At 62.7% G+C, this 25,589-nt stretch carries 19 protein-coding genes and 1 tRNA gene; 7 read left to right on the top strand and 13 right to left on the bottom strand.

Annotation, left to right across the window (positions count from 1 at the left end; translation table 11 throughout):
• Positions 1 to 146 precede the first annotated feature (146 nt).
• Positions 147 to 599, bottom strand: coding sequence for a Holliday junction resolvase RuvX (gene ruvX / locus J8C05_RS06400; protein WP_211421441.1), 453 nt, complete (start codon positions 597 to 599; stop codon positions 147 to 149).
• A gap of 197 nt (positions 600 to 796) precedes the next feature.
• On the opposite strand from ruvX, the gene J8C05_RS06405 reads away from it, so the two are divergent.
• Together J8C05_RS06405 and J8C05_RS06410 are read left to right on the top strand one after the other, a co-directional pair.
• Positions 797 to 1,147 (top strand): TraR/DksA family transcriptional regulator, encoded by a 351-nt coding sequence (locus J8C05_RS06405; protein WP_211421442.1) that lies wholly within the window; start codon positions 797 to 799, stop codon positions 1,145 to 1,147.
• 56 nt (positions 1,148 to 1,203) lie between these two features.
• The gene (locus J8C05_RS06410; RefSeq protein WP_211421443.1) at positions 1,204 to 1,905 is read left to right on the top strand and encodes a YggS family pyridoxal phosphate-dependent enzyme; all 702 of its coding nucleotides are present in this window, start codon (positions 1,204 to 1,206) and stop codon (positions 1,903 to 1,905) included.
• A gap of 72 nt (positions 1,906 to 1,977) precedes the next feature.
• On the opposite strand, the gene J8C05_RS06415 is transcribed toward J8C05_RS06410, so the two are convergent.
• The 6 genes from J8C05_RS06415 to J8C05_RS06440 form a co-directional block, all read right to left on the bottom strand.
• The gene (locus tag J8C05_RS06415; protein ID WP_211421444.1) at positions 1,978 to 2,799 is read right to left on the bottom strand and encodes a purine-nucleoside phosphorylase; all 822 of its coding nucleotides are present in this window, start codon (positions 2,797 to 2,799) and stop codon (positions 1,978 to 1,980) included.
• Between the two features lie 22 nt (positions 2,800 to 2,821).
• On the bottom strand, positions 2,822 to 3,976 hold the full coding sequence (gene thiO / locus J8C05_RS06420) for a glycine oxidase ThiO (RefSeq protein WP_211421445.1): 1,155 nt from the start codon (positions 3,974 to 3,976) through the stop codon (positions 2,822 to 2,824).
• 9 nt (positions 3,977 to 3,985) lie between these two features.
• A complete protein-coding gene (locus J8C05_RS06425; RefSeq protein WP_211421446.1) occupies positions 3,986 to 5,002 on the bottom strand; it encodes a BMP family lipoprotein in 1,017 nt (338 codons plus the stop codon).
• 69 nt (positions 5,003 to 5,071) lie between these two features.
• Positions 5,072 to 5,851: an FAD-binding domain-containing protein gene (locus J8C05_RS06430; protein WP_211421447.1), complete on the bottom strand. Its 780-nt coding sequence runs from the start codon at positions 5,849 to 5,851 to the stop codon at positions 5,072 to 5,074.
• Positions 5,852 to 5,938: 87 nt separating this feature from the next.
• Positions 5,939 to 7,219 (bottom strand): S41 family peptidase, encoded by a 1,281-nt coding sequence (locus J8C05_RS06435; RefSeq protein WP_211421448.1) that lies wholly within the window; start codon positions 7,217 to 7,219, stop codon positions 5,939 to 5,941.
• Positions 7,220 to 7,314: 95 nt separating this feature from the next.
• Positions 7,315 to 8,298 carry a VWA domain-containing protein gene (locus tag J8C05_RS06440; protein ID WP_211421449.1) on the bottom strand — a complete coding sequence of 328 codons (984 nt, stop codon included), beginning with the start codon at positions 8,296 to 8,298 and terminating at the stop codon, positions 7,315 to 7,317.
• 242 nt (positions 8,299 to 8,540) lie between these two features.
• On the opposite strand from J8C05_RS06440, the gene J8C05_RS06445 reads away from it, so the two are divergent.
• The 3 genes from J8C05_RS06445 to J8C05_RS06455 all read left to right on the top strand — a co-directional run bounded on the left by J8C05_RS06445 (position 8,541) and on the right by J8C05_RS06455 (position 15,268).
• Complete coding sequence (locus tag J8C05_RS06445; protein WP_211421450.1) at positions 8,541 to 11,153, top strand: SpoIIE family protein phosphatase; 2,613 nt, start codon at positions 8,541 to 8,543, stop codon at positions 11,151 to 11,153.
• 332 nt (positions 11,154 to 11,485) lie between these two features.
• Positions 11,486 to 13,846, top strand: coding sequence for a response regulator (locus tag J8C05_RS06450; RefSeq protein ID WP_211421451.1), 2,361 nt, complete (start codon positions 11,486 to 11,488; stop codon positions 13,844 to 13,846).
• A 30-nt stretch (positions 13,847 to 13,876) separates the two neighbouring features.
• Positions 13,877 to 15,268 (top strand): response regulator, encoded by a 1,392-nt coding sequence (locus J8C05_RS06455; RefSeq protein WP_211421452.1) that lies wholly within the window; start codon positions 13,877 to 13,879, stop codon positions 15,266 to 15,268.
• 77 nt (positions 15,269 to 15,345) lie between these two features.
• Here J8C05_RS06455 and ftsY read toward each other — a convergent pair whose 3' ends face one another.
• The 6 genes from ftsY to J8C05_RS06485 all read right to left on the bottom strand — a co-directional run bounded on the left by ftsY (position 15,346) and on the right by J8C05_RS06485 (position 22,907).
• Complete coding sequence (ftsY, locus tag J8C05_RS06460; protein WP_246840668.1) at positions 15,346 to 16,761, bottom strand: signal recognition particle-docking protein FtsY; 1,416 nt, start codon at positions 16,759 to 16,761, stop codon at positions 15,346 to 15,348.
• A gap of 43 nt (positions 16,762 to 16,804) precedes the next feature.
• The gene (locus tag J8C05_RS06465; protein WP_211421453.1) at positions 16,805 to 19,549 is read right to left on the bottom strand and encodes a penicillin-binding protein 1A; all 2,745 of its coding nucleotides are present in this window, start codon (positions 19,547 to 19,549) and stop codon (positions 16,805 to 16,807) included.
• A 127-nt stretch (positions 19,550 to 19,676) separates the two neighbouring features.
• Positions 19,677 to 19,771 (bottom strand) — tRNA-Sec (locus J8C05_RS06470).
• A 42-nt stretch (positions 19,772 to 19,813) separates the two neighbouring features.
• On the bottom strand, positions 19,814 to 20,944 hold the full coding sequence (locus tag J8C05_RS06475; RefSeq protein ID WP_211421454.1) for an outer membrane protein assembly factor BamB family protein: 1,131 nt from the start codon (positions 20,942 to 20,944) through the stop codon (positions 19,814 to 19,816).
• Positions 20,941 to 21,708 (bottom strand): crotonase/enoyl-CoA hydratase family protein, encoded by a 768-nt coding sequence (locus J8C05_RS06480; RefSeq protein ID WP_211421455.1) that lies wholly within the window; start codon positions 21,706 to 21,708, stop codon positions 20,941 to 20,943. The genes J8C05_RS06475 and J8C05_RS06480 overlap by 4 nt, the downstream gene beginning before the upstream one ends.
• A 23-nt stretch (positions 21,709 to 21,731) precedes the next feature.
• Positions 21,732 to 22,907 carry an alpha/beta fold hydrolase gene (locus tag J8C05_RS06485; protein WP_211421456.1) on the bottom strand — a complete coding sequence of 392 codons (1,176 nt, stop codon included), beginning with the start codon at positions 22,905 to 22,907 and terminating at the stop codon, positions 21,732 to 21,734.
• 30 nt (positions 22,908 to 22,937) lie between these two features.
• On the opposite strand from J8C05_RS06485, the gene J8C05_RS06490 reads away from it, so the two are divergent.
• Both J8C05_RS06490 and J8C05_RS06495 read left to right on the top strand, forming a co-directional pair.
• Positions 22,938 to 23,723, top strand: a complete 786-nt coding sequence (locus tag J8C05_RS06490) for a 4'-phosphopantetheinyl transferase family protein (protein ID WP_211421457.1) — start codon at positions 22,938 to 22,940, stop codon at positions 23,721 to 23,723.
• Between the two features lie 6 nt (positions 23,724 to 23,729).
• Entirely contained in the window at positions 23,730 to 25,541 is a 1,812-nt protein-coding gene (locus J8C05_RS06495; protein ID WP_211421458.1) for a two-component system sensor histidine kinase NtrB, read from the top strand.
• The last annotated feature ends 48 nt before the right edge of the window (positions 25,542 to 25,589 follow it).

Raw genomic sequence — 25,589 nt, forward strand, 5'->3', positions numbered from 1 at the left:
CTGTGAAGAGATAGTGGTTTAGAAGCGGCTATGCCACAGTTCATGCTCCCCCCTGCACAGTGGCAAATTCCAGTCTTTCAGGTAAGAAGCCACGCCACCGGACGACAGCCGGATGGCTTTCCGGGCTGGCTGACGGGCGTGACCGGCTAACGGTGGGCGCGGGCAGATAGAAAGTCTTCCAGCAGGATGGCAGCGGCAATGGCATCCTGCCGGGACTTCCACCGTTCCCGTGGAATGCCCTGCTCGCGCAGCCAGTCTTCGGCGGCCACGGAGGTGAGCCGCTCATTCCAGGTGACGACCTCGACCGGCGTCGCCCGGCGCAGGGCTTCGACAAAAGCCAGAATCTGCGCCGTGGCCTGGTTGTCCGAGCCGTCCAGCCGGCGGGACAGCCCAACCACGCAGCGCACAATCTGTTCTTTCGTGATCAGCGCCGCCACGCGCGCCACGAGTGACTTCCGCGAGCCGGTCGGCCAGACGGCCAGCGGGCGCACCAGCAGCCCCAGTTCGTCACACACCGCCAGTCCGGTGCGCTTCCCGCCCCAGTCCACCGCCAGCGTTCTTTGTGAGGGCGGAAGCCCCAAGTCACGTTCTTCAGGCATACCAGAGGCGCCGACCGGGCCGGTCGGCAGGCTATCCGCAGGCATGGCGGGTCTCACCGGAAGACAGTCGGAAGCGGTTTTCGCTTCGGTGGCTGATTCTGACATAAATTGACACTCGCCGGCGGCCTCACTAGGCTTGCGCGTCCAAAAAAGCTTTCCCGAAAGCTTTGATTCCTGACACAAGGAGCAAACTGCCAATGGACGCGGACTTTCTGTCCCAGCAGCGGGAAAAACTTCTACAGAAGCGTCGTGAGCTGCAACTGGCGCTTAACCTGACACCCCACGATGAAAGCAGCGAGGAGGTCAAGGACCCGCTTGACGCTGCTGTAACCTATGCCAACCGTGAACTGGCCGCGCGCCAGGCGGAGCAGTATCGCCAACTTCTCCAGGATGTGGAAGACGCCCTCGAACGCATTGCCGACGGCACTTACGGCATCTGCCAGGGTTCGGGCGAAGAAATCCCGCGCAAACGCCTGGAGGCCATTCCCTGGGCGCGCTACACCGCCGCCTATCAGGAAAAAATCGAGCGCGGGCTGGTCAGTGAATAGGCCGTGTGCGTTGTTTCCGTGGTGCGCGTTGTTTCCGTGGATCGTTCGTCAACCCTATGAGCCACGAGGCTTCCCGGTCAACAATTGCTGAAAACATTGCCAGGGTTCGGGAACGCCTGGCCGATGCCTGCCGGCGGGCCGGGCGAAGCCCTGACCAGGTGACGCTCATCGCCGTCTCGAAAACCAAACCGCTGGACGCCATTGCCGCCGCTGCCGCCTGTGGACTTCACGACTTTGGGGAAAACCGCGTTCAGGAAGCCCTGACGAAAATCCCCCACGCGCCGCCGCAACTCCGCTGGCACCTCATCGGCCACCTGCAAAGCAACAAGGCCAAACCGGCCGTGGAGCACTTCCACCTCATTCACACCGTGGATTCACCGGCCCTGGCGCAACGGCTGGACCGGCTGGCACAGGAGCGACAGAAAACGCAACCGGTGCTGCTTCAGGTCAAGCTCGGAGACGAGGCGACAAAGGCTGGCGTGGAACCAGCGGCATTGCCGGCGCTGTATGCCGCTGTCCGGGACTTGCCCCATCTGCGGGTACGTGGATTGATGACCATTCCTCCGTTTTGCCCGGACCCGGAAGCCGTCCGTCCCTACTTTCGCCACCTGCGGGAACTGCGCGACGCTTTGCAAGCCGCATTCCCTTCCGATGACCTCCCGGAACTTTCCATGGGAATGAGCCACGACTTCGAGGTGGCCGTTGAGGAAGGAGCCACCCTCATCCGGGTTGGGACGGCCATTTTTGGCGACCGCTGAGTTTCCCTCCGTAGTTTCCCTGCCCCCGGCGGCTTTCTGCCCGGCAGCCCACACCGGAGAGCACCACACCGGTTACATCCGCCGGATAACAGCGTGCAGCAGTTGGGTGAAGTGGGCGGCAACCTGCTTGCCCACTTCAAGCACATCATCGTGATTGATGGGCCTTTCAAGGACACCGGCGGCCAGGTTTGTGATGCAGGAAATCCCCAGTACTCGCATTCCCATGTGCCGCGCCACGATGGTTTCGGGAACCGTGGACATGCCGACCGCGTGGGCGCCGAAGGCGCGAATCATCCGAATCTCGGCCGGTGTTTCGTAACTCGGCCCTAGCAGGGCGGCATACACCCCGGACCTGAGCGGAATGCCCAGCCGCGCGGCCTCCTCGCGGGCTATGGCCCGATAGGACGGATCGTAGGCTTCGGTCATGTCCGGGAAGCGCGGCCCGAAACGTTCGTCATTCAGCCCCTGAAGCGGATTAGCCGCCATGAGGTTGATGTGGTCCTCGATGAGCATCAGGTCCCCCGGCGCCAGGCTGGGGTCAATGCCTCCGGCCGCATTGGTCAGGATAAGTTTTTCAATGCCGAGCAGTTTGGCTACACGCAGGTAAAACGTCGCCTGTTGAAGCGTATAGCCCTCGTAGAAATGAAACCGCCCCTGCATTGCGGCGACACACTTGCCATCGCTGTAACCGCATACCTGCCGCCCATAGTGGCCCACCACCGTCGAGGTGGGAAGGTGGGGAATCAGCCGGTAATCCACGTGGACGGGATGTTCGAGCGTGTCAGCAAAAGCCCCCAGCCCGGAACCGAGCACAATCAGTATCTCCGGGACTTCCGGCAGCTTTGACCGAAGAAATTGGGCGGCTTCCAGGGCTTTTTCGTAGGTGTCTTTCATGTGTGGTTTTTCTCAGTCGAAGTCAGGCAGGTGGCGTGGCGTCCGAACATACCATAGCCGACGCAGAAAACCGTCTGGGTGAAAACGGTGCCACCTCACAGGGCGGCGGAAGCTGCTGTACGAGGCAGCGGATAATCTCGGCCGTGATGGGCGTGAGCAGGACGCCGTTGCGATAGTGCCCCGTCGCACACCACAGCCCGGCCAGCGATGTCTCCCCGATGAGGGGCAGGTGGTCTATCGCCAGCGGACGCAACCCAGCCCAGGTTTCGATGAGTGACGCCGCTGCCAACGGCGGTGCCGTCGCCAGCGCCCCGGACAGCAGGGAACAGACGCCCCCGGCCGTGACGGCCTTTTCGTAGCCGACATCCTCGACCGTGGCACCAATGATGAGGCGCTGGTCACGCCGTGGCACGAGATATACCTGGGAAGTGCGGATGACATGCCGCAACCGAAGGGATACCGGCATCTGAAGCGCCACCATCTGCCCACGGATGGGACGTATCACCCGCGCCGGCAGCCCCAGCAGGTTTGCCGACATCTGGGCCGCCCAACTCCCGGCGGCATTGATGACGACCGGTGCGGACCAGCGTTCATCCCGTACTTCGACGCCCACCACACGCCCTTTCTCAAGGCACAGCGTCAGTCCATCGCTATGGCAGTGGATGGGAACCTGGGCCGCTGCCACAGCAGCAATGAGAGCCTGGGTCAAACGCCGGTTTTCCACCTGCCAGTCGTCCGGCAGGTAGAGCGCGCCGTGACTTCTGACCAGTGGTTCGAGATTCTGGACATCGGAGGGCGACAGCCATTCCGCGTGGCAGCCAGCCGCCGTCTGCCAGTCGAGTTTGGCGTGCAGGGCGGCCACATCCTCCGGCTGGGACGCGACCAGCAGGGTGCCGGCCGGGCACAGCTCGATGTCAATCCGGGTTTCCTCCCAGAGGGCGGCGGCAAAGTCGGTGTAGAGGGAACGGCTTTTCAGGCACAGGTCAAACAGCGGCCCCGGCGCATCAGCTTCCGCCTGGGGCGCCAGCATCCCGGCTGCGGCCCACGACGCTTCACCGCCCGGACGGGCATTGCGTTCAAAAACCGTGACGCGCAGCCCGTCCCTGGCCAACGCACGGGCAATGGCCAGGCCAATGACCCCACCGCCAATCACAATGGCATCACAGGTCTGTGTCATGCGGGCTGGTTATTTCAGGTTGGCCATGTAATCCGTGACTTGGATGTCACCCCGGATGATCTTCTGCCGTGCGGCTTCAACCTCCCGCAGGGTGTCCTCGGAAACCAGGGGCCGGTTGTAGTCATCGAGAGCATACGCAATGCCCTCATTTTCCAGACCGTAGGCGTGGATACCGCCACGGAAGCGTTTTTCGAGGGTTTCCTTGATGATGGTGTAAACCGCCACATCCACGCGCTTGACCATGCTGGTCAGGATGAAGCCGGGTTTGACCCAGTTCTGGTTGGCATCCACGCCAATTGCCAGCTTGCGGTTTTCCTCGGCGGCGTCAAAAACTCCGATGCCGGAGTTGCCAGCCGCCTGAAAGACGACATCAGCGCCGGCTTCATACTGAGCCTTGGCCAGTTCCTTGCCCTTGCCCGGATTGTTCCAGGCCGCATCGGTAATGCCGACGAAATTCTTGAGAACGGTGATGTTGGGGTTGACGTAGCGCGCGCCTTCCTCGTAGCCGGTGGCAAACTTGCGAATGAGGGGAATATCCATGCCGCCGACAAAGCCAATCTTGCCGGTACGGCTGGCGCGGGCCGCCATCATCCCGACGAGAAAGCTGCCTTCGTGTTCCTTGAAGACCAGCGACGCCACATTGGGCAGGTCCACGACCGAATCCACAATGGCAAAGTGCAGGTTTGGGTATTCTTTGGCCACGGTCGCCAACACGGGCCCCTGTGCAAAGCCAATTCCGATGATGAGGTCATAGCCCCGTTCGGCAAAGGCACGCATGCAGGGTTCGAGATTGTTGGGCTCGCCCGGCTCGGCATGGCGCAACACAATCGGCAGTTCCTGGCTGGCGCGCTTGGCCCCTTCCCAGGCGGCGGCATTGAAGGACTTGTCATCCTTGCCGCCAATGTCAAAGACCAGCCCCACCCGCAGTTTTCCTTCTTCATCACGGGGGACATGGCCACAGCCGAGAGCGGCCCCCCAGACCAGGGCCGTCAGGAGCAGGACGCTCCATCGCACACGTTGCATCATGACCTCATCGGGACGACATTACCGGATGGCCGGCTTTTCACGGTGGCGTCAGGACAGCGCACTCCACGCTCACCGTTCAAAGAGCATGTCTGCCAGTTCATCATAGGTTCGGTTGAAGGGACAATCGGCGGTGCACTTCCGGCACCACACCCCGTCGGTGTACTTCTCGATGTTCTGGCGGTTGAAGTAGTAGGGCTTGCTGGCGAAGGTCGAGGCCACCCACTGCCAGGACAGGGCGTTCGGGGGTGGATTGCCGTCCAGCAGATGCGCAAAAAAGAGCCGCTCTCCAACGCTCCAGTGCACCTTCCGGTGGTGAATCAGATAGGCTGCAAACCACATCCGCGCGTGATTGTGCAGGTAGCCGGTCGTGTATAACTCGCGCAGGGTTTCATCCATGCAGACCAGCCCGGTTTCAGCGCGCGCCACATCCTCCGGCAGGGTCATTTCCCAGACCGGCGGTGAAAATTTGTAGTCCTCGATGTCAGCGTAAATGCCATCGCCCAGCGCGGCATAGACTTCCTGCCAAAACTGATGCCAGGCCAGTTCAAAGACGAATTTGTAAATGCTTTCACCGGAACGTCCAAAGCGGGCAAAGATGGCGTCGCGCACTTCCCGCAGGGTCAGGACGCCGTGGCGAATGTAGGGCGACAGCCGCGAAACATGTCCGCGGGTCACATGATTGCGTGAGGCATAGCGCCGGGCGTCAAAGGCGGCGAGCTGGCGTTCCGCCGCCGTGCGTCCGCCTTCGATAGGTGAAATGGTCGGTTCGCCGATGTAGCAACCGTCCAAGGCCGCGGCAAGGTACGTCCGCATGGCCTCCCGCGAACGCCGCGTGGTGTCGAGCTTCATCGTGCCACCCCTGCCCGTCTTTCCCGGTCATCCGGCTGGCAACCATCCGGCTGCCAACCGGAGGCGCGCCGGGGATGGTTCCCACTGCTATGCGGCTTTCGGAAGCGCAACCGTGGGACGTGCCGGCTGGCGGGCCTGTTTGGATTCGCCTTTGAGCACTTCCAGAGCGCGTTTGAGGATGACATCCTCACTGGGCGGCGGGACCTTTTTGGTGTCCTCCGGCAGATCGGTCGGGGCCGGGGCCTCAGTGTCCACGTCCGGCACAGACGGCTCAATGGTGGCTACCTTCACCTCAACGGAAGGCTTGACCGGCTCTTCCATAAACGACTTTCCGGTGGCCGGAGCGTAGCGCTGCGTGGTCAACAGCAGGGCCGAACCATCGCGCAGGGGGAACAACGCCTGTTCCGACCCCGCACCAAAGGTTTTCTCGCCAACGATTTCCCCGCGCTGATGGTCCCGGATGGCCGCCGCCACCACCTCGGCGGGGCCGGCCGTGGAACGGTCGGTCAGCACGACAAGTTTCCCCTCAAAGGTCACAGCGCCGGGCTTGGCAACCAACGTTGTGACCGTATTGCCAGCACCGATGGTTCGCGCTACGACACCCGACGGAACAAAGACACTCGCCAAGGCAACGGCTTCGGACAGTTCGCCATGCGCCGACTCCCGCAGGTCAAGAATAAGTTTCTGCGCCCCGCGCTGTTGCAGTTGGCGCACCGCCGTCATGACCTGTTCTGCCTTGCCACGTGCCAGCAGCCCGACCTTGATGTAACCGGTGTCGGGGGACTCCATGCGCGATGTCACCGGAGACTGAAAAGTGCCGGGTTTCAGGGTCAGTTTCTCACCCTTGGTACGTCCGGAACGCAGCACCGTAATCTCGATAGAACCCCCTTCTGCCACTCCCGTCAGCATTTCCATGATTTCATAGAGGCTCACATCGCGCGTCGCCACGGTGTTGACATACTCGATGATGTCGCCGGTTTTGACCCCGGCCTGGGCAGCCGGTGAGCCGGGGACAACGGCCAGGACGTAGCCAAAGCCAGCGTACTTGGAAACGACCATCCCGAAGGGCACAGCCGTCATGGTTGTCGGTTTGAAACGCTGCACCTGCTCCGGCAACAGGTAGGCGCAATAGGGGTCAAGCCCCTCGGCGAGACCACGCAGGGCACCGATGCGCACCTTGCCCATGTCCGGCTCGTCCACGTAATCGTTGGCAATGTGCTTGACAACTTCATTGAAGATTTTGAGCTGGACGTAGGGATTTCCCTTTGCGACCGCACTGGTGCGCCGGGCCAGCAAACCACCAATGACGGCATACAGGGCAAGCGCCGTGGAGAGAGCAACGAGGACGAGTTTGGCTTTGAACGACATTGGGCAGGCCTCAGCAGGATTGGGCGGATAGAAGGCAACACGGAGCCAGTCCGCAACCGGCGACCGGCGTACATAATAACCACAACACGGCAGACTTATTCCGTGGCAAAGGTCGCATAATACCCCTCGCGGGCATTGACCGTCAGGTTCGGCAGCCCCTTGGGCGGGTTGAGCTTGACCTTGAGCTTGCGCCACCGCTGTTTCTCGTTGGGTTTGAGTCCGACCGGAAGCGTCGCCAGGTTGGTCGGCGTGTAGCCAATCCCGTACTGATGGCGCAGCTCTATCGCAATGCGGGTGATGATTTCCTGTAACTCCATCTGGCTGTTGGGGAAAAAGGCCCGTCCGCCGGTCAGGCGCGTGATTTCGTCGAGAATGGACCGCCCCTGCAGGTCAAGAGAGGTGTCGTTGAAGGCTGTGGCAATCCCGATGGCATAAATCTGAACATCGGCTTCGCGTACCAGTTGGCGCACCTCACGGAACGTATAGCGGCTGCTGTTGTCCTGTCCGTCGCTGATGATGAGCAGCGCCCGACGGCCATGGCGGCCTTCCTTGAGTTTTTCGACCCCGATATACACGGCATCATAGAGTGCCGTCTGCCCTTTGGCCTCGGCCAGCATGACCGCACCGCTGATGCGTTCGGGATTAGGCGTGTAGTCCACGAGCAGCCGGGCCTGATGATTGAAACCGACGAGGAAGAATTCATCCTCATCGTGGCAGGCATCCAGAAACTTGCGCAGGGCGATGTTGGAGCGGTTGAGCCGCCCGCGCATGCTGCCGGACATGTCGAAGACAATGCCGATGGAAACTGGCGCATCTTCGTCACTGAAGAACTCGATGGTTTGCTTGACGTTATCTTCGTACACCTCGAAGTGCTCGGCATCGAGTCCGGTCACGAAGCGTCCCTGCGGGTCAGTGACACTGACGTTGAGCGTCACCAGGTTGGTCGTGGTTTTGACAACTGGCGGTTCGTCCGGGCGTGGCGCAGCCGGCGGCTGCTGGGCACGCCCTTCCAGCCCGCTGAAAAACCCGAACAGAATGAGCAAAAGGGCGTAAGTGATGACGAACAACCGGCTTCGCATAAGCGCCGAACCTCTTCCAGATGCAAGGGCCATCACCGGGAGCGTTCCCGCCGGGGCGACCGACCTGCCGCCGACATCGCCTTGGCGTTTGGCAGGGAATCTCATTGTAAGATTGTACGCAAGCAACGCGCAAGAAAGACGAACTGCTCCACTCACTGCCAGCATAGCCATCCACCAGGCTCCAGTGATGCCAAGGCATCCCTGACACCCTTGGCTGTGGCCGCTCACAACACCTTTTTGCCATGGATCACCGTACGCTTTCGTTACTTTCCCTGTGGTTGTTGACCGCCTTGGTTGGCTTCTACGTCGTGGTGCGCCTTGCTTCCGGCGTGACCGAATTGCGCAGTTGGTCAGCCGGCCTGGTTCTGGAGGAAACCCAACCCGTCGTGCGCTTTGTCGAGGAGGGAAGCGCTGCGCAGCAGGCCGGACTTGAACCCGGCGACGAAATCTTTCAGCCGGACGGCCGTCCCCTGAAAGCCTTCAGCGACTACGCCCGTTTGCGGCGGATGGCCGAACAAACCAAGGTTCTGTCCCTGCTGGTCAAAAAACGTGACGGCCAGTTTTACCGTGTCGAGGTCAGGCTGCTTCCCCCGACGATCAGTTGGTTTTCGCTGGAGTTTTTTTTCACCATCGAGACGGCGCTCATCGTCCTGTTGTGCGCCGGTGTCGGTCTGGCCGTGTGCTGGCTGCGCTGGGAAGACGCCACAGCCCGGTTCGGGGGGCTTTTCTTCATCTCCCTCAGCACCCTGTTTGGCAGTGCCCAGTCGGCACTCCTGCCGCCGTGGGTCTCCATTCCGGCCGGACTTTTGCAGACCATCGGGAGCAGCGCCGCTGGCTACCTCTGCCTGTGCTTTTTCCTGGAATTTCCCACCCCCACCCGGCTTAGCCAGCCGGCGCGCTGGCTGAAGCAGGGCTACGGATGGGTGACGCTGTTCCTCGGTCTGCTGAGTGTCACAAACTTCACTGTGCGGCTCGCTTCCTTTGAAGCCACGCACTGGCTTCACACGGTGCCGCTCGTCAACGAACTCCTGTCGGCCCGGATCATCACGCTGTGGATTGGGTTGGCGTCGCCATTCGGGCTGTACTTCGACCGCCGCCGGACCCAGACGCCGGAGCAGGCCCGCCGCCTGAAGGTGTTTACTGTTGGCTCGGCCGTGGGCGTCATTCCGGTGCTCCTGCTGATCCTGGCGACCTACACCTTTAAGCTCAACGCGGAAGACTACCCGTGGCTCTACGTCCTGCCGATTGCCCTGTTCCCGCTGTTTCCCCTCTCCTTTGCCTATGTCGTCGTCAGGCACCGGGTGCTCGGCATCCAGCAGATTCTGCGCAGCGGCGTGCGGTATCTGTTCGTTTCGCGTGGGGTCATCGTTCTCGAATGCCTGGTGTTTTACTTCCTCGCACGCTACCTGGTGTTTCCCCTTGTGCTCTGGGGGCATAGCCTGATTGGGCAGCGGCCGACACTTTTCAGCCTCAGCCTCTGGATGGTGGCCACCGGGAGCGCATTCTTTGGTCTGGCTTTCTTCATCAATCCGCGCCTCCAGAAGACCATTGATCGGCGCTTCTTTCGTGAAGCCTACAAAGTCCAGCAGGTGCTCAGCGACCTGGCAGCTTCGGTTCGTCAGGCCACCAACATTGACGAGATGCTCCGGCGCGTGGCGGCCACAGTGGATGCCGCCCTGCACGTCAAAACCATTGGTTTTTTGCTGCACCCCAGCCTGCTTGGGAGTCCAGCCGAAACCATCACCAATGGTACTCCCCCGATGTTGCGTGGCTTTGCCTGTCGCTTTGGCCCCAACACCTCCGGGATTGTTGAGTCGGAGTTGTCCTTTCCCCTGACTTCACCGCTGATTGCCAGACTGCGCCGTGAACCGGAACCGTTTGACCTCGAACCGGAATCCACGGACGGTATTCCCTATGGAAAACATCCGACGCTGCGCCGTCTGGACTCGCACCTGCTCATCCCTTTGGTCTCCGGCGACAACCTGCTGGGGGTGTTCAGTCTGGGGCCGAAGCTCTCCGGTGAACCCTACACCAGCGAAGACAAGGCGCTGCTGATGACCGTGGCTGAGTCGGTGGCGCTGCGGCTGGACAACGCCCAACTCGTCCGGCGGCTGACCGCCGAAGCGACCCTGCGCCGCGAACTGGAAATTGCGCGCGAGATGCAGCAGCGGCTGCTCCCTTCAGCGCCACCCAGGTTGCCTGGACTGGACGTGGTTGGGGTTTCCTTTCCGGCCAACGACGTTGGCGGGGATTACTATGACTTCCTGCGGCTTGATATGTACCGTCTGGCCGTGGCTATTGGGGATGTCGCCGGGCATGGGATTTCATCCGGGTTGCTTATGGCGCTGGCCAAAGGTGGGTTGCACAACCAGGTTCGCAGCGACACCGACCCTTCAGCCGTGATGGCGGCCATGAACCAACTCATTGCCGTTTCGGGCAGCCGGCGGGACCTCATGACCTTGACGTATTGCGTCATTGACACGGCAACCCAAACCATCGCCATGGCGAATGCCGGGCACCCGCCAGCCTATCACTACCACGCGGACACGGGTCTCGTGGAAGCCATCGAACATGGGGCCTATCCGCTTGGCGTCCGTCGCCACAGCCACTACCCGACACGGTGCCTGACCTACCGCCCCGGCGACACGGTCGTCTTCTACACGGATGGACTGATTGAGGCGCGCAATGCCGCCGGAGAAGTTTTCGGCTTTGAACGGCTGGAGACCCTGCTGGCCCACCATGGCAACGGTTCCGCTGCGGCCCTGCAAACGGCTATCCTCACCGCACTACGTGCGTTTCTGGGCGACCTGACAGCCGAAGACGATGTCACCCTGGTCATCCTCCACTTCACCTGAAACCGGCCGGCGGCGCTGCTGCGGTTACCGGTGTTTCTGTGGGTCATCATTTCCCCGGTCAAATCGCGTCCCGGCAGGGTGCCGGACAGGCCCCAGCCCACGAACCATTTGGCTACTCAGCAGCACATTGCTTCAACGGCCAACCTGTCCTAGACTGCAAGCGATTTCGAGCTGCTTCAAGTGCGGATGACACCAGTCAGATGCTCCCGCAGTCCTGGAAAATCTGATACCTGGCCGTCACAGCATCGCAGAGGTGCTGGCTTGGGTTTGTTACCCCTTACCTGTCAGGGAACCGCACTACACTGACCGTTCCGGTGGAGCCGTGAGGAACTATGGAACTTTTCAAAAACGTTCGGAAACAGGTTGCCAGCCAGCTCGACCAGATGAAACTTGCTCGGGAAATCGAGCAACTCTCCAATGCTGTCCGCGAAAATCCCAACAATGTTGATGCCCTGAAGCGGTTGGCCGAAGCATATCAGGAAAGTGGCAACCTCGAAGCCGCGGTGAGTCACTTCCTGCGCCTGGCGGATGCCTACCGGAGCAGCAAACAGTACGAACTGGCGCTGGTCTTCTACCGCAAGGTGGAGCGGATGGTTGAGCCTTCCCAGCGCGCCACCATTCTCAAGAACATCGTCAACATTTACTTCGAGACACGGCAGTTTGACCGGGCTTACGAGTATTCCCGGCAGGTCATCGGACTCTACCTTGCCGAGCAGCAATCCGAAGCCGCTATGGGCTTTCTCAAAATGCTGCCGGGTTTTGGGGAAAAAGACGCCGATTACCGCAAAGAGCTGCGCGAAATGATTCAGGAGCGCAGCGAGAAATGGATGCAGGGGGCCAAAGCCACCTGGGTGACGGAGGCGAATGCAAGCCGGCTCCAGAACAAGGACCCGGACGACTTCTCCGATCGCCTCGTCGTCCTGGTGGACGACGAACCCCACGTGCTGATGATCCTTGAAAAGATCATCAAGCCTCTCGGCTGCCAAATCATGACGGCCAACAACGGGCTGGAGGCACTCAATATCATCAAGCAACACCCGCCGGCGCTGGTCATCTCCGACCTGATGATGCCCAAGATGGATGGCAGCCAGCTTTTTGCGGCGCTGCAGGACGACCCGAACCTGGCCAAGATTCCCTTTGTCTGCCTTTCGTCGCGGGCCCAGGAGGACGAAAAGGTTTCGGCACTTGAACTCGGCGTTGAGGACTACTGGGCCAAACCGTTCAGCGTCAAGGAAATCCCGCTCAAGGTCAAACGGATTCTCAAGCGCCAGCCAGCGGCAGTCCGCATCGGGGGGCAACTGTCACACACCAGCGTCACCGACATCCTCAACCAGATGGAGCGGGAACGAAAGGAAGGTGTTGTCAAGATTGTCACGCCCAAGCAGGAAACGGGGATGATCTACTTCAAGGACGGCACGGCGCTGGATGCCGAAGCCGGCTCGTTTCAGGGGATGGCTGCCATCATTCACATGATGCAGTGGTCAGAGGGCAGCTACGCCTTTACGCAACAGACGGTCAACCGCCCGAATGTCATCAACATGCGGGCTTCAGAGCTGATTCTGGAAGCCCTGCACCGCTACGACGAGGAACAGAGCCTGCTGGCGTCGCTGCCCCCGTCCCACACACTTGCCAACCTCCCACCGGGCTTTGACGTTTCCTGGCTGTCCGGCTTCCCCAAAGAAAAGGTGCGTCAGGTGCTGGCGCTGATTGACGGCAAGCGTACGGTCGGACAGTGCATCGAGCAGGCCCACCACGACATTGACATTCTGCGCATGCTGGTGGCGCTGTGGGCGCCACGGGAAGCCACCCCGGTCGAGCCGCCCCCGCTCAGCCCGGCAGCACTGCCCACGGCAGCTTCCCTGCCGGCGTATCCGCCACCTGACCCGGCCATGTACCCGCCCAACCAGCCTTACCCCGGTGGCAGCGGGTATCTCGCCCCGCCCAGCCAACCGATGCCGCAAGCGCCCCCGCAGGCCCCACCCCAAGCCCCCTACGTCTCCCCCCAGTCCCCGCCCTCCTATTATCCACCGGGGCCAGCTTATCCGGCACAACCGCCAGCGCCGCCTTCCCCACCGACCTACCCACCGGCCGGCTACGGGCAGACCGGCTACGGGCAGACCGGCTACGGGCAGACCGGCTATGGACAGACCGGCTATGGACAGACCGGCTATGGACAGACGGGTTATGGACAGGCTGGCTACGGACAGATAGGTTACGGACAGGGCGGACACACGCCGCCACCGTCATCACCGTATGTTCCTTCCGCCTCCCCCCCTCCAACCAACTATGGCGCCCCCCCACTTCAGGCGCCCCAGCAGCCTACGGTGCCCCTGGTGATGCCAACCGGGCCGTTGCCACCAGCCTACGATCCGGGGCCATTGTCGCCGCCACCGGCCTACACCGGGTCGCTGTCACCGCCCACCCAGGCCCTGCCACCATCCGTCCCGGGAGAGTTCCGGGTTACATTCGCTGATCCGGCAGCCGAAGAAGCCCTTGCCAAGCAGCTCTATGAGGCGGTCGTCGCAGCCAAACGCCAGTGCGGTGAGTCGCTCCAGGATTTCACCTTTGCGCGGTTCCACCAGATTTTGTGCGACCAGGCAGCGAAAATCAAAAGCCATCTGAAGTGCACCCACATTTCATTTTCAGTCTCGGTTGACAACGGGCGCGTCAAGTTCATTGCCAAGGGACTTTGATGGCATAATGAGACAACCGCACGTTCCAGAATGAGCCGCCGAATTCTGATTGCCGACGATCACGTTCCAACCCGCCGTGACCTGCAAGCTTTTTTGCAGCAACAGGGGTTTGAGGTGCTGGCGGTTGGCAATGGAGATTTGGCCGCGCGCCGGGCCGGGGAAATGCATCCCGACCTGGTCATCCTGGACGTGCTGATGCCCGGAAAAACCGGCTATGAAGCCTGTCGGCACATCAAACAGGTACTCAAACTGGAACTTCCGGTGCTGATGATTCACCACGACGTTGAACCGTTTGATCGGAACGAGGCGGCGCGCGTGGGTGCTGACGAAACTCTGGTCAAGCCCCTTGACCCGTTCGCGCTGCTTGAAACCATGCATGCGCTCTGGCGCAAGTATGGACGCCCGCTCATGGGCGCGGAGTCGGCCGGTCTCGGCGAGGAAGTCCAGGAAGAAGACGTGGAGGCGGTTTTTGGCGGCGGGCCGGTTGCTCCTCCGCTACCGGCCGAGGCCCCGCTCACCGGCCAGGAAGCGGTGACGCCCTTGGCTGAAGAGCAACCCGCGCCAGCCGATCACCCCCACCCCTGCCCGGAGGCCAGCGTCCCCGGTACCGCGGCGCTGTCCGCGGCCCTGTCCGCAGCAGACGCTTCCGTGACATCGGTGGACGAACCGGAGCCGACCGCGCCCCCGGAACCGGAAACGACCTACCGTACCCCCACGATGGAGCTGGCCGATCCCTACTCCGTTGTCGCCAGCGGTGACTACGCGACGTATTTCCGTGATGAACCATCCAATCACGCAGAGGGTTCCGTCTCGGAGTCAGACCGGGAGGCCACTCAGGCAACTGCCAGACCCATCCCGGCCCCGGATGGCTTCCCGGCCACACCACCGGCTGAAACGGAAACCCTCATCCGGCAGGATATTCCGTTCACTGACCCCTACCCTTCCCGGAATATCTTCGCACCCATCCCGACGCAGGAGGCTTCGGACATCAGCTTCAGTGTGCCGGAACGCATCACTTCTGAACTTCCACCGCCCGATCCTTCAGCCGGGTTGAGCATTCATTTCGACCCCCGCAATGCGGCCGTCCATATCGGCGGACTCTACGAGGTGACGGAAGTCGAACTGCCGGAACATGCCACGCAGGAACTCACACCAGTTCCCACAGACCCCGCATCAGCCTCGGAAACTCTCGATGAAGCGGATGTTTCCTCTGACGGTCTGCCGACGGAGGAACTGCCAGCGGCAGAAGTGGCTCTGCTTCAGGAAACAGGCACGGACATTCTGGCCAGTGCGGTCATCGTGGCTGTTACGTCGCCAACCACCGAAAACACGCCACCGGTTTCGACCCTGGCGTGCCCGCACTGTGGCGGACAGGTACTGGAAAGCGACATCCTCTGCCCGCACTGCGGCGAGATGCTGTAGAGGCGCAGCGCGCGTGACTGACAACGCGCCTCACCGACCCAACAACCTGAAGGTCACGGGCGAATGGTCATTCGCCCTTACTCGAAAAGGCTGTCCACGAAGGCTTCCGGCGAAAACACCGTCAGGTCATCCAGTTGTTCACCGGTGCCGACATAGCGGATAGGCAGCCCCAGTTCCCGCGCAATGGCCACGACGATACCGCCCTTGGCCGTTCCATCGAGCTTGGTCAGGACCAGTCCGGTCACGGGAACCGTCTTGGCAAACTGGCGCGCCTGTTCGAGTCCGTTCTGCCCGGTGGCCGCATCCAGTACCAGCAGCACCTCATGGGGCGCCTGTGGCACTTCACGCCGCGCAATGCGGGACATCTTCTCCAGCTCATTCATCAGATTGACTTTGTTGTGCAGCCGGCCGGCCGTGTCCACGATGACCACATCGGCATCGCGTGATTTGGCCGCCTGAAGGGCATCGTACACCACGGCGGCCGGGTCGGTCCCTGGCTTCTGCTGGATGACCGGGATGCCTACCCGCTCCGCCCAGACCGTCAACTGGTCGGCGGCGGCAGCCCGGAAGGTGTCGGCAGCACAAACGATAACGTCATTGCCCTCGCGCTTGATGAGATGGGCCAGCTTGGCAATCGTCGTCGTTTTGCCAACCCCGTTCACACCAACGACCATCATGACGTACGGACGGATGTCGGTCGGAATATCGAGCTCCGAGCGCACGGCGCGCCCGGAGACAGATTTGACCGGGGCCCGCAGCAGGGCGAGCAGTTCCTGGCGCAACACCCGCTTGAGTTCGTCGGTGTCATTCAGCAGCTTCCGATCCACCTGGGCGCGGATTTTCTCCACGAGGTCGAGGGTGGTGCGGACGCCAATATCAGCGCCAATCAGGATTTCTTCCAGTTCGTCCAGCACCTCCGGGCTGATGACCTTTTTGCCGCGCACCAGGGTGTCGAGCCGGCCCACGAGGTTTTGCCGGGTTCGCCGTACGGCATTTTTCATCCGCAGCAGGAAGGTCTCCCGTGGCGGCTCGGCCACGCCGGCCGGCGGTGCAACCGGCGGCAGGTTTGTGACTGGCTGGCCCGTGGGGGCCGCATCTGGCGAACCACCCGGGGCCGGTGTATCCGCCGGTGCCGGCCATCCCAGCCAGCGGGAGAGCAGGCCACGGCGGGCCGGTTCGGCCGTCACCTCCGGCGCTGGCCTGGCTTCCGCTGGCATGGCTTCCACCGGCGCGGAAGCGACCGGCTGCGGTTCAGCCGCCGGCGAGACCACCGGCGGGGGTGGGGGGGCCACAGGCCGGGGCGGGAGGGCCGCTGGTTCAGGCACGGCCGCGTCCAACCGGGGTGGCGCTGGTGCTGGTGCTGGCACCGGCTCCGCAACCTCAACCCCGGCTGGTGGCGCTGACGGGGCCGGAATCGGCTCACTCCCAAAGAGGGTCGTCAGGCCGGCGCGTTCAGCCGGCGTTTCATCCTTCTTGCGTCTCCAAAACAGCATGGTCTTCCTTCGTGGACACGGATGGTCTCTCGCACCGAAGCCGTCAACGATTGACTCCCGGTGTATTACGCCGGGGTGCGGCGGGGGGCTCCCGCCGGGGTGGCCTGGGTGGTTCATCCGTGACGAATGATGGTTTCTTGACCGGCGACTTTGGGGCTGGCGGCGCATCGCCCGGCTCTGGCGTGCGTTGTCGCTGCGCGCGCTTCGCCGACTGGGCTTCGTCCACGGCGGTTTGCCCGGTGGTTTCCTCCATCAGCGTCCGTTCCCGGCGGGGCCGGGCCGGTTCATCATCACGTGGCGGGGCCTCCCGACCGGTGATGGCCCGCTTGGCCGATGAGGTCTCCGTATCCTCCATCAGGGTTGCAATCCCGCTTTCAAGTTCCTTGCGTTCCTGGCGGTCACGCTCGGCCTGGAGTTTTTCGAGTTCGTTGTCCGGCGCCGGAGCTTTGTCGAAGGTTTCAATCGGTTTGCCACGCAGATAGACCTTCATGAACTCAATCCACATCGGGAGCGCGGCTTCACTTCCGGTTTCGCCTTTCCCAAGGGTTCGTTTTTCTCCGGGGTAGCCGATCCACACCCCGCAGGTAATGGAAGGGGTGTAGCCAATAAACCAGGCATCGGTCCAGTCGTTGACCGTTCCCGTTTTGCCGCCGATCTGACGCTTGTTGAGATCGCCATCCGCCACGGCGCGGATTTTCGTGGCTGTGCCGCCGTCCACGACGCCGCGCATCATGTCCACCATCTGGGCGGCAACGTAATCCGAAATGACCCGCGTCTCACGCTCCGTTTCATCCCGGTCGAAATCAAAGAGCGTTCGTCCATCATAATCGAGAATCCGCCGAATGAGGTGGGGCTTGGCCCGTTTGCCCTTGTTCGGAAAGACTGAATAGGCCGCAACCATCTCAATGAGGGGCACTTCCGTCGCCCCCAGCGCCGAGGGCAGGTACGGTGCCATGGGATTGGTAATGCCAAAGCGCCGGACCATTTCTGCCCCACGCCGAATTCCGACACTGGCCAGCAAGCGGACGGCCGGAATGTTCCGGGATTTGGCCAGCGCCGTACGCAGCGGAATCGGCCCCGTGAAGCCGCCATCATAGTTCCGGGGCGACCAGTTGCCGGACTGAAACGGGGTGTCGGAAACGAGATCATCCGGCGTCCACCCGTTCTCGATGGCCGCGGTGTAAATGAACGGCTTGAAGCAGGAACCGGTCTGCCGGTTGGCCTGAGTGGCATTGTTGAACTTTGACTGCGAAAAGTCATAGCCGCCGACCATGGTCTTGATCTCGCCCGTCCTGGCATCGAGGCACAGCATGGCCCCGGCCACGGCCGGGAGGGAACGCAGTTCGACCTGGAGCACCCCGTTGGAAGGTGGTGGGGCGGTGGACGGAGCGGACTCGCGCCGTCCCTTGCGCCCCGGCGCTGAAGCTGGCGGCGCTGAAGCTGGCGAGGCTGGAGCCGGCGGCGCCGGGATGTCCGTCACCGGCTGCAGGGCGTTGTTGCGCGGCGCACCGCTTTTGATGACAAACATCGGCAGGTCCCCTTCGCGCAGGGGATGGTCGGGCGAAAATGTGACCGTCGCCCGGTACTTGCCGAAGGAAACTTCGGCCGTCCGACCGGTGACGCGCATCACCAGTCCGTGCAGATACATACCGTTGAACGGCTCATAGGCCCATTCCGGGTGCCGGTAGGTGGAGAGGTCTTTGCCTTTGAGTTCGTCGAGCACGTTCGGGATGGGGATGTCCCGCCGGCTGCCGCCGTGGCGTTCTTCATACCGGTGCAGCCCCCACCGTACAGCATTGACGGCCTGAATCTGCGCCGGGGCATCAATCGTGGTGATGACCTGCAAGCCGCCGGTGTGAGTTCCCCGCGTTCCGAAGCGGCTTTCAAGTTCGCGGCGGACTTCTTCGACAACGTAAGCAAACGGCCCACTGGTGTTGAGTTCCCGCGCCGAGGTGACGTTGAGCTTCAGATCGGCGGCTTTGGCGGCTTCGGCCTCGGCCGCCGTGATGTAGCCCGCTTCGAGCATGTTGGTAATCACCAGATTGCGCCGGCGCTTGGCTTCCTGCGGACGCAAAATGGGCGAGTAACCGGAAGGGGCCTTGGGAATCGCCGCCAGCAGGGCGCATTCCTCAATCGAGCAGTCCCTGATGGATTTGCCAAAGTAGTACTGCGCGCCAGCTTCAACGCCATACGCGCCCCCACCCAGGTTGATCTGGTTGCAGTACAACTCCATGATCTGCTCTTTGGTGTACTGCCGTTCGATTTGCAGCGCCAGGATGGCTTCCTGAATTTTGCGTTCGAGGGTTCGCTCCGGCGACAGGAACAGAATCTTGGTCAGTTGCTGGGTGAGGGTTGAGCCGCCTTCCACCGTCCGCCCGGCAAGGAAGTTCTTCCAGGCGGCCCGGGCCAAACCAATCGGGTCCACGCCCCAGTGGTACTCGAAGCGGGCGTCCTCAATGGCCATGATGGCCTGGCGCATGCGCAACGGGATTTCGTCATAGGACAGCGGAACCCGCCGCTCCAAGGCAAATTCCCCAATCACCGTCCGCCCGTCATCGGCATACACGTGCGTCACCACACTGGGCTGAAAGTCGGCCAGGGCGGCTACCTGCCGCTGGTCATCCGTCGTGGCAAACCACTGCAGAAACAGCAGTGTGGCAAGCGCCCCCAGGGCCGCCGAGACGACGAGCGACAGGGGCAGAACCGACCAGTGCCACCACCGGGACCAACCCGGATGCGCTGCTGCCGGGGCTTCCGTCAGGTGGGGCAGGTTGAGGGCGTTTGACATGGATAACTCCTGCGTCGAAAGTACGCGCCTGCGGCCGATTATTCGTTAGCACGCCGCATGACCGCAATCCAGTTCCGGGACCCTGCTGATTCCGGCAACCGGCGTTCAGCAAAGCGCATCAGCAGGGCGAAGGCGTGTGGGAGTCGAACCCACCCATCCGTGTTGCCACACGGACGCAGCGAATTTGAAGTTCGTGACGGCCACCGGACCGCATGCGCCTCCGCAAATTTCCCCTTCCGGCACGCCGCCACCCATCTGGAAGTGTCACTGGAGCCGGGCCGCGGCAATACCCCGTTCAGTTGCCATCACCACCATCCCCTGTTCCACGTGCAGCGCCGAAAAGATGCGCTCGGAGGCAAGCTGCCACCGCGCCACGATGCGTCCATCCGGCGCCTGCACGACCGTAATTTCACGGTCATCGAGGGCAGCCACAGCAAGGGTCGTCTCCGTCAGCCAGGAAGGGGGCGACACCAACCGACCTGCCATCTGCTGCTGCCAGCGTAGCTCGCCGGTCTGCGGATGGAAGGCGTAAAGAAAGTTATCATACGAGGCAACGAGAACCTGCTGATGAGCGATGAGCGGCGGGGCCATCACGGCAGCCCCCGTTCGCCGCCGCCACCGCAAGCGCCCATCGGCGCGTCCAATTGCCACCACCTCGCCGTCGGACGTGCCACAGTACACCATCTCCCCTCCGATGGCAGCCGGCCCGGGCGGCGCGCCCAGCGCACAGTCCCACTGGCGACGACCGTCCCCGGCGTCCAACGCCCAGAGCGCGCCGGCGGAAGTGCCGACGAAAACCGTTCCCCTGGCATACGTGAGATGCTCCGTGAAGTCCCCGGCAACGGACCAGCGGCAGGAAAAGTCATGCGGGTCAAGCGCCGCGATCTCTGCCGCTCCGAGCCGGACATAGAGCCGGACACCATCCTCCACCACCCGCGAAGTGATGGGCGCTGGCAGCGTCACTTCACGGCGAACCACGCCGGTCGTCAGATCGAGCAGGCGGACAATACCGCCCGGCGGGGAGCCATCCGCCGCCGGGCTGGAGGCACAGGCCAGAAGGGCATCTCCCAGGCGATACAGTTTGGCCGTGGTGGCCACGCCCGGCGCGCTTTCCCACAGTCGCGCGCCGTCCGTTCGCGCCAGGGCCACGACCTTCCCGGTGCGCAGCGGAACATACACCGCGTTTTCCGTCACCAGCGGTTCCTGGCGCGCACTATCCGGGTCCAGGTAGAGCCAGTCGGTGGAAAGTGTGGTGGGAGCAATGGCAACCCGGCCATTCAGAGACGGTACGGGACGCGGGCGCGGACGCTGCTGCGCCACCAGCATCTGGCTCAGGACAAGGGCCAACCCAACTGCCAAAACGACGCTGCCGCTCCGCCAGACCGGGCGCTTCATTCAAAGGCTCCATGGCGACCGGCACCACCTGCAAAGCGTTGGGCGCCGGCTTGGGTTTCGCCCGTGGCCAACACATCCATTCCGCGCCGGAACTCATTTCGGAGCGCCTGTTCCCAGTCCAATCCGGCCTGTTCATACAGCGACTGGCGATCGCTGCGCAGACAGGTTTGGGGAAAAGCTGCGATGGATTGCGCCACAGCCAGCGCAGTTTCCAACGCCTTGCCTTCCGGGCAGAGGCGATTGACCAAGCCCATCGCCAAAGCTTCTTCGGCAGCAACCGGGCGGCCCGTCAGAATCATGTCCATGGCCCGCCCAAATCCGATCAGCCGGGGAAGGCGGACGGTTCCGCCGTCTACGAGGGGCACGCCAAAGCGACGGCAAAACACACCGAACACCGCCGTCCGGGCGGCGACCCGCAGATCACACCACAGGGCCAGTTCCAGCCCCCCGGCAACGGCATAGCCTTCGATGGCGGCAATCACCGGCTTCGGGAGGCAGCGGCGGGTGGGCCCCATCGGGGCCAGTCCGGTCTCCCGGAGATTGACTCTGGCGCCAGCGGCCACGGCCTTGAGGTCGGCTCCGGCGCAAAAGTGACCACCGGCGCCGGTCAGGATGGCGACCGCACAGGCATCATCCGCTTCGAAGCGGTGGAAAGCCGCATCCAGTGCTGCCGCGGTGGGATCATCCACGGCGTTGCGCACTTCCGGCCGCCGCAGCGTGACGACGGCTACCCCCGCCTGGACTTCATACGTGACCGTTTCCATGGATTGACCCGACTCAGGGGACTTCAGGAGACCTTGCGCAGGGCCACCGGCAGCGGGAGGGAAGTCGCCGGCAGCGGAACAACCGTGGCCGGCCTGGCTTTGGGCGCCGGCGTCGCCCGGTAGCGGGAACGGTAGCGGGAACGGGTGTCGAGCCACTCGGCCGTGAGGCGCCAGGTCCGTTCCGCCCGTGAACCCATCAGCATCCCCAGGTGACCTCCCTTGACGAACCGTACCGTCACATCCTGAGTCATCAGTTTTTTGGTCACGGCCGTGACGGCCGCCGGCGGCACGAGCCGGTCTTCACGGCTGGCCAGAACGAGCGCCGCCGCCTGGATGCGTCCATAGTTGACCCGGCGGCGGCCAATGGTGAACTGGTCCTGCATCAGCTCATTGCCCATGACGAAGTTATGCCACAACTGCCGGAAGGCGGCTGCCGTCAGGTTGACATATTCAAGGTGGCGCCCCCCGTCCGGGCGCGGCGACGCGGCAAAGTCCGGGTCACGCAGGCTGCGCCAGAACTCCAGCGGGTGACGCAGGATGGCGTCCGGGTGCAGCAGGTGGAAGGATGCATTGCAGACGGCCGCCGGAATGTAACCGTAGGTGGCCGCCAACGTTTCGAGCGGCTGGCGGGAAACTCCAGCCAGAATCCGCTGAAGTGGCATGGCCGAAAAATCCGTCGGTGTGCCAATCGTGACGATATTGCGGATGCCGGACTGCGGATGCAGCGCGGCATAGCAGTTGGCAAAAATACCGCCCAAGCAGTAACCAATGAGCGACAGTTCATCCGATCCCGTCACCTGCTTGACCACCCGCACCCCGGTATGTACCCGGTGCTCGATGTAGCGCCCCAGTGACAGGCGACGGTCGCGGGACTGTGGTTTACCATAGTCGAGCAAAAAGACATCATAGCCCTGTTCAACCAGGTAACGCGCGAGGCTGCGCCGTGGATGCAGCTCGAAGACATCGGCCGTCACCATCAGCGGTGGAACAAGCAGCACCGGAAGCCGCCGGCGCGGACGACGCAAAGGAAGGTAGTGCCGCAGCTTGAGGGTGGGCGCATCCAGCAGCAGTTCGTATTGCAGCGGGCGTGCCGCGCCCGGACGGGCGGGACGGCGCTCCACGTAGCCCTCGTCATACAGTGGCCCGGTAGGTTCGCCAAACAAGGCGGTGAACAGGCGTTCGGCAAGCAGGAAAGACATGGCGCAGTCCAAGCCGTCTTCTCAAAATCAATGACCGCCCCCTACTTAAACCAGACTCCCGAACAATCGGCAACTCCGGCGAAGGTGCAGACGGCGCTCTCCCCTACGGCCGTTCATCTCTGGTGGCTGCCCCTGCCCCGGTCAGCCCCTGTGGAAGCTGTGGAAAGTCTGCTCAGCGCCGATGAGCGGCAGCAGGCCCGGCGCTTCCGGCGGCCGGCGGCTGCCCAGCAGTTCTGCCTGGGACGCGCCCGGCTGCGCACCATTCTGGGAAGCTACCTCGGTCTGCCCCCCCAGCACCTGCGGTTTGCCTACACGCCCAACGGCAAGCCCTACCTGCCGGAGACGCCCCATCTGACGTTCAGCCTGACGCATACCGGCGACCTCGGCCTGCTGGCCGTCACCTGCCACCGCCGGGTGGGGGTGGATGTCGAAGCCCCCCACCGACGGGCCAACTGGCGGGGTCTCGCCCGGCGGTGCCTGTCCGATGCGGCATATCGCACGCTGGGCACCCTGCCGGATGAGGAACAGCGACAGGCGATGACTTGGTACTGGGTGTGCCACGAAGCCTGGCTCAAGGCCCGGGGTGAAGCCAGCCTGCGCCGCCTGCTGCGCATTGACCTCCCCTGGGCCAGGGCTTGCGCGGGAGATGCCTCCCACATCACCATGCAGGACGTTTCTGGACAGACCTGGCTCATAAGGAATGTTTCACGGGATGGCATCTGTGCCGCGCTCGTTGTCGAGTGCGCCCCGGATGCCAGTATCGAGGTCGTCATCTTTGACTGGAGCCTGGACTGGCGCTGGCTGCCGCAGACCTAACGGTTTATGAACCCGCTGTACACCCGCCTCCTCAATCTCATCGTCTCGCGGCTCGTCGTCGTCTCGATTCTGCTTTCGCTGGCCGTGGCCATGGCGCGGGCCGATGCCTCGTGGGCCAATGCCGACATCAATCCCCAGCCTCTGGTTTTGCTGGTGGTCGCCGTGGGGTTTCTCTCGGTGGTGTATTTCACCTGGCTGCGGATGTCCGGGCAATACCTCTGGCAGGCCTACGTCCAGTTGCTGGGTGACGTGCTGGCCGTCACATGGCTCACCTACCAGATGCGGGATTCGGCCTTCCCGCTCGTGCCGCTCTATCTGGTCATCATCTTTGTGGCGGCCATGATTTTGCCGCGCCTGGGAACCATTGTCATTGGCGTAAGCTGCGCTGTCGCCTACGTGGGCTTGCTCGTTTCCTTCAAGGTGGGCCTTCTCGTGGGCGGCTATGCCATCGTCGAGCAGAACGAACGCTACCTGCAAAACAATCCGCTGCTCTATGTCGTCGCCATTCTGGCGCTGACGGTGCTCGGCGGCCAGCTTGCCGAGCGGCTGCGGCGCGGCGATGCCGAACTGGAAGCCGCCGCCCGTGACCTGGCGCAACTGCGCGCCCTCAATGAACGCATCGTTGAAAGCATCAAGAGCGGACTGGTGACCGTGGATTTGCAGGGCAAAATCATCACCTTCAATCGCGCTGCCGAGGAAATCACCGGCCACCGCGCCCGGGCGGTGCGCGGCAAGCGCCTCCAGGAAGTTTTCGGCGACCTCAGCCAGAAGTTTGACCCGACCTCCACATCAGGCGCGCTTCCGTCAGGCCACCTTGAGAAGGAAGCCTTTCACCGGTTTGAAGCCGACTGCCCGGCTGCCGACGGGCGCTCCCTGCACCTTGGTTTTGCCGTCTCCCCGCTCACCAGCGAGTCCGGCAAAACGACCGGTTATGTTTTTTCCTTCCAGGACCTGACGGAAATCCTCAAGCTCGAAGAAGAAATCCGCCGCCAAGACCGGCTGGCGGCGCTCGGCAAGATGGCGGCCGGGATTGCCCACGAGATTCGCAACCCGCTGGCCGCCATGCGCGGCTCGATTCAGATGCTTCAGTCGGAACTCCGGCTCGACGACGAACAACACAAGCTCATGCGCATTGTGCTGCGCGAATCCGACCGCCTCAACCGCACCATCGAAGACTTTCTCAGGTATGCCCGCCCACGGCCGCTGCAACTGACCAGCCTCCAGCTCGACCGGCTCATCAGCGATACACTTTCCCTGCTGGAACACAGCCCGGAGACCCGGCCCGAACACACCTTTACGCTCCAGTCCCCACCCGACCTGCCGGCCATCGTGGCCGACGGCGACCAGATCAAACAGGTGGTATGGAATCTGGCCCGCAATGCCCTCCAGTCCATGCCGCACGGGGGCGAACTTCGCATCGTTCTCACACCACTGGCTGACCAGATAGAAATCCGGCTCATGGACAACGGAACCGGCTTCCCCCCCGACAACCTGGAACGTCCGTTTGAACCGTTCAACTCCAACCGGGAGGGCGGCACCGGGCTGGGACTGGCGATTGTCTATCAGATCGTTTCGGATCACGGCGGGCGGATTTATATCCGCAACCGTACGGATGGTGTTTCAGGGGCGGAAGTCAGCGTCCTTCTGCCGAAGGAAGCCAAGGCAGCGCCGTTGCGGGAGGAGCCGGCGACGGACTCACGGTTACAGGCGCGGCGCACCCCGACCGGCATTCCGGTGCCGGCCTTTTCTCCCTCCCCGGAGACAGCCGCACCGGCCAGGGTTCACCCACCCACGGAGCCGCGTGTCCCCACACCCTGAAGCTTCCCCCCCTGCCGGCAGCACCGGCATTCCGGTCCGGGCGTGTCA

The sequence above is a fragment of the Chloracidobacterium sp. N genome (assembly GCF_018304765.1).
Lineage (GTDB): Bacteria > Acidobacteriota > Blastocatellia > Chloracidobacteriales > Chloracidobacteriaceae > Chloracidobacterium > Chloracidobacterium aggregatum.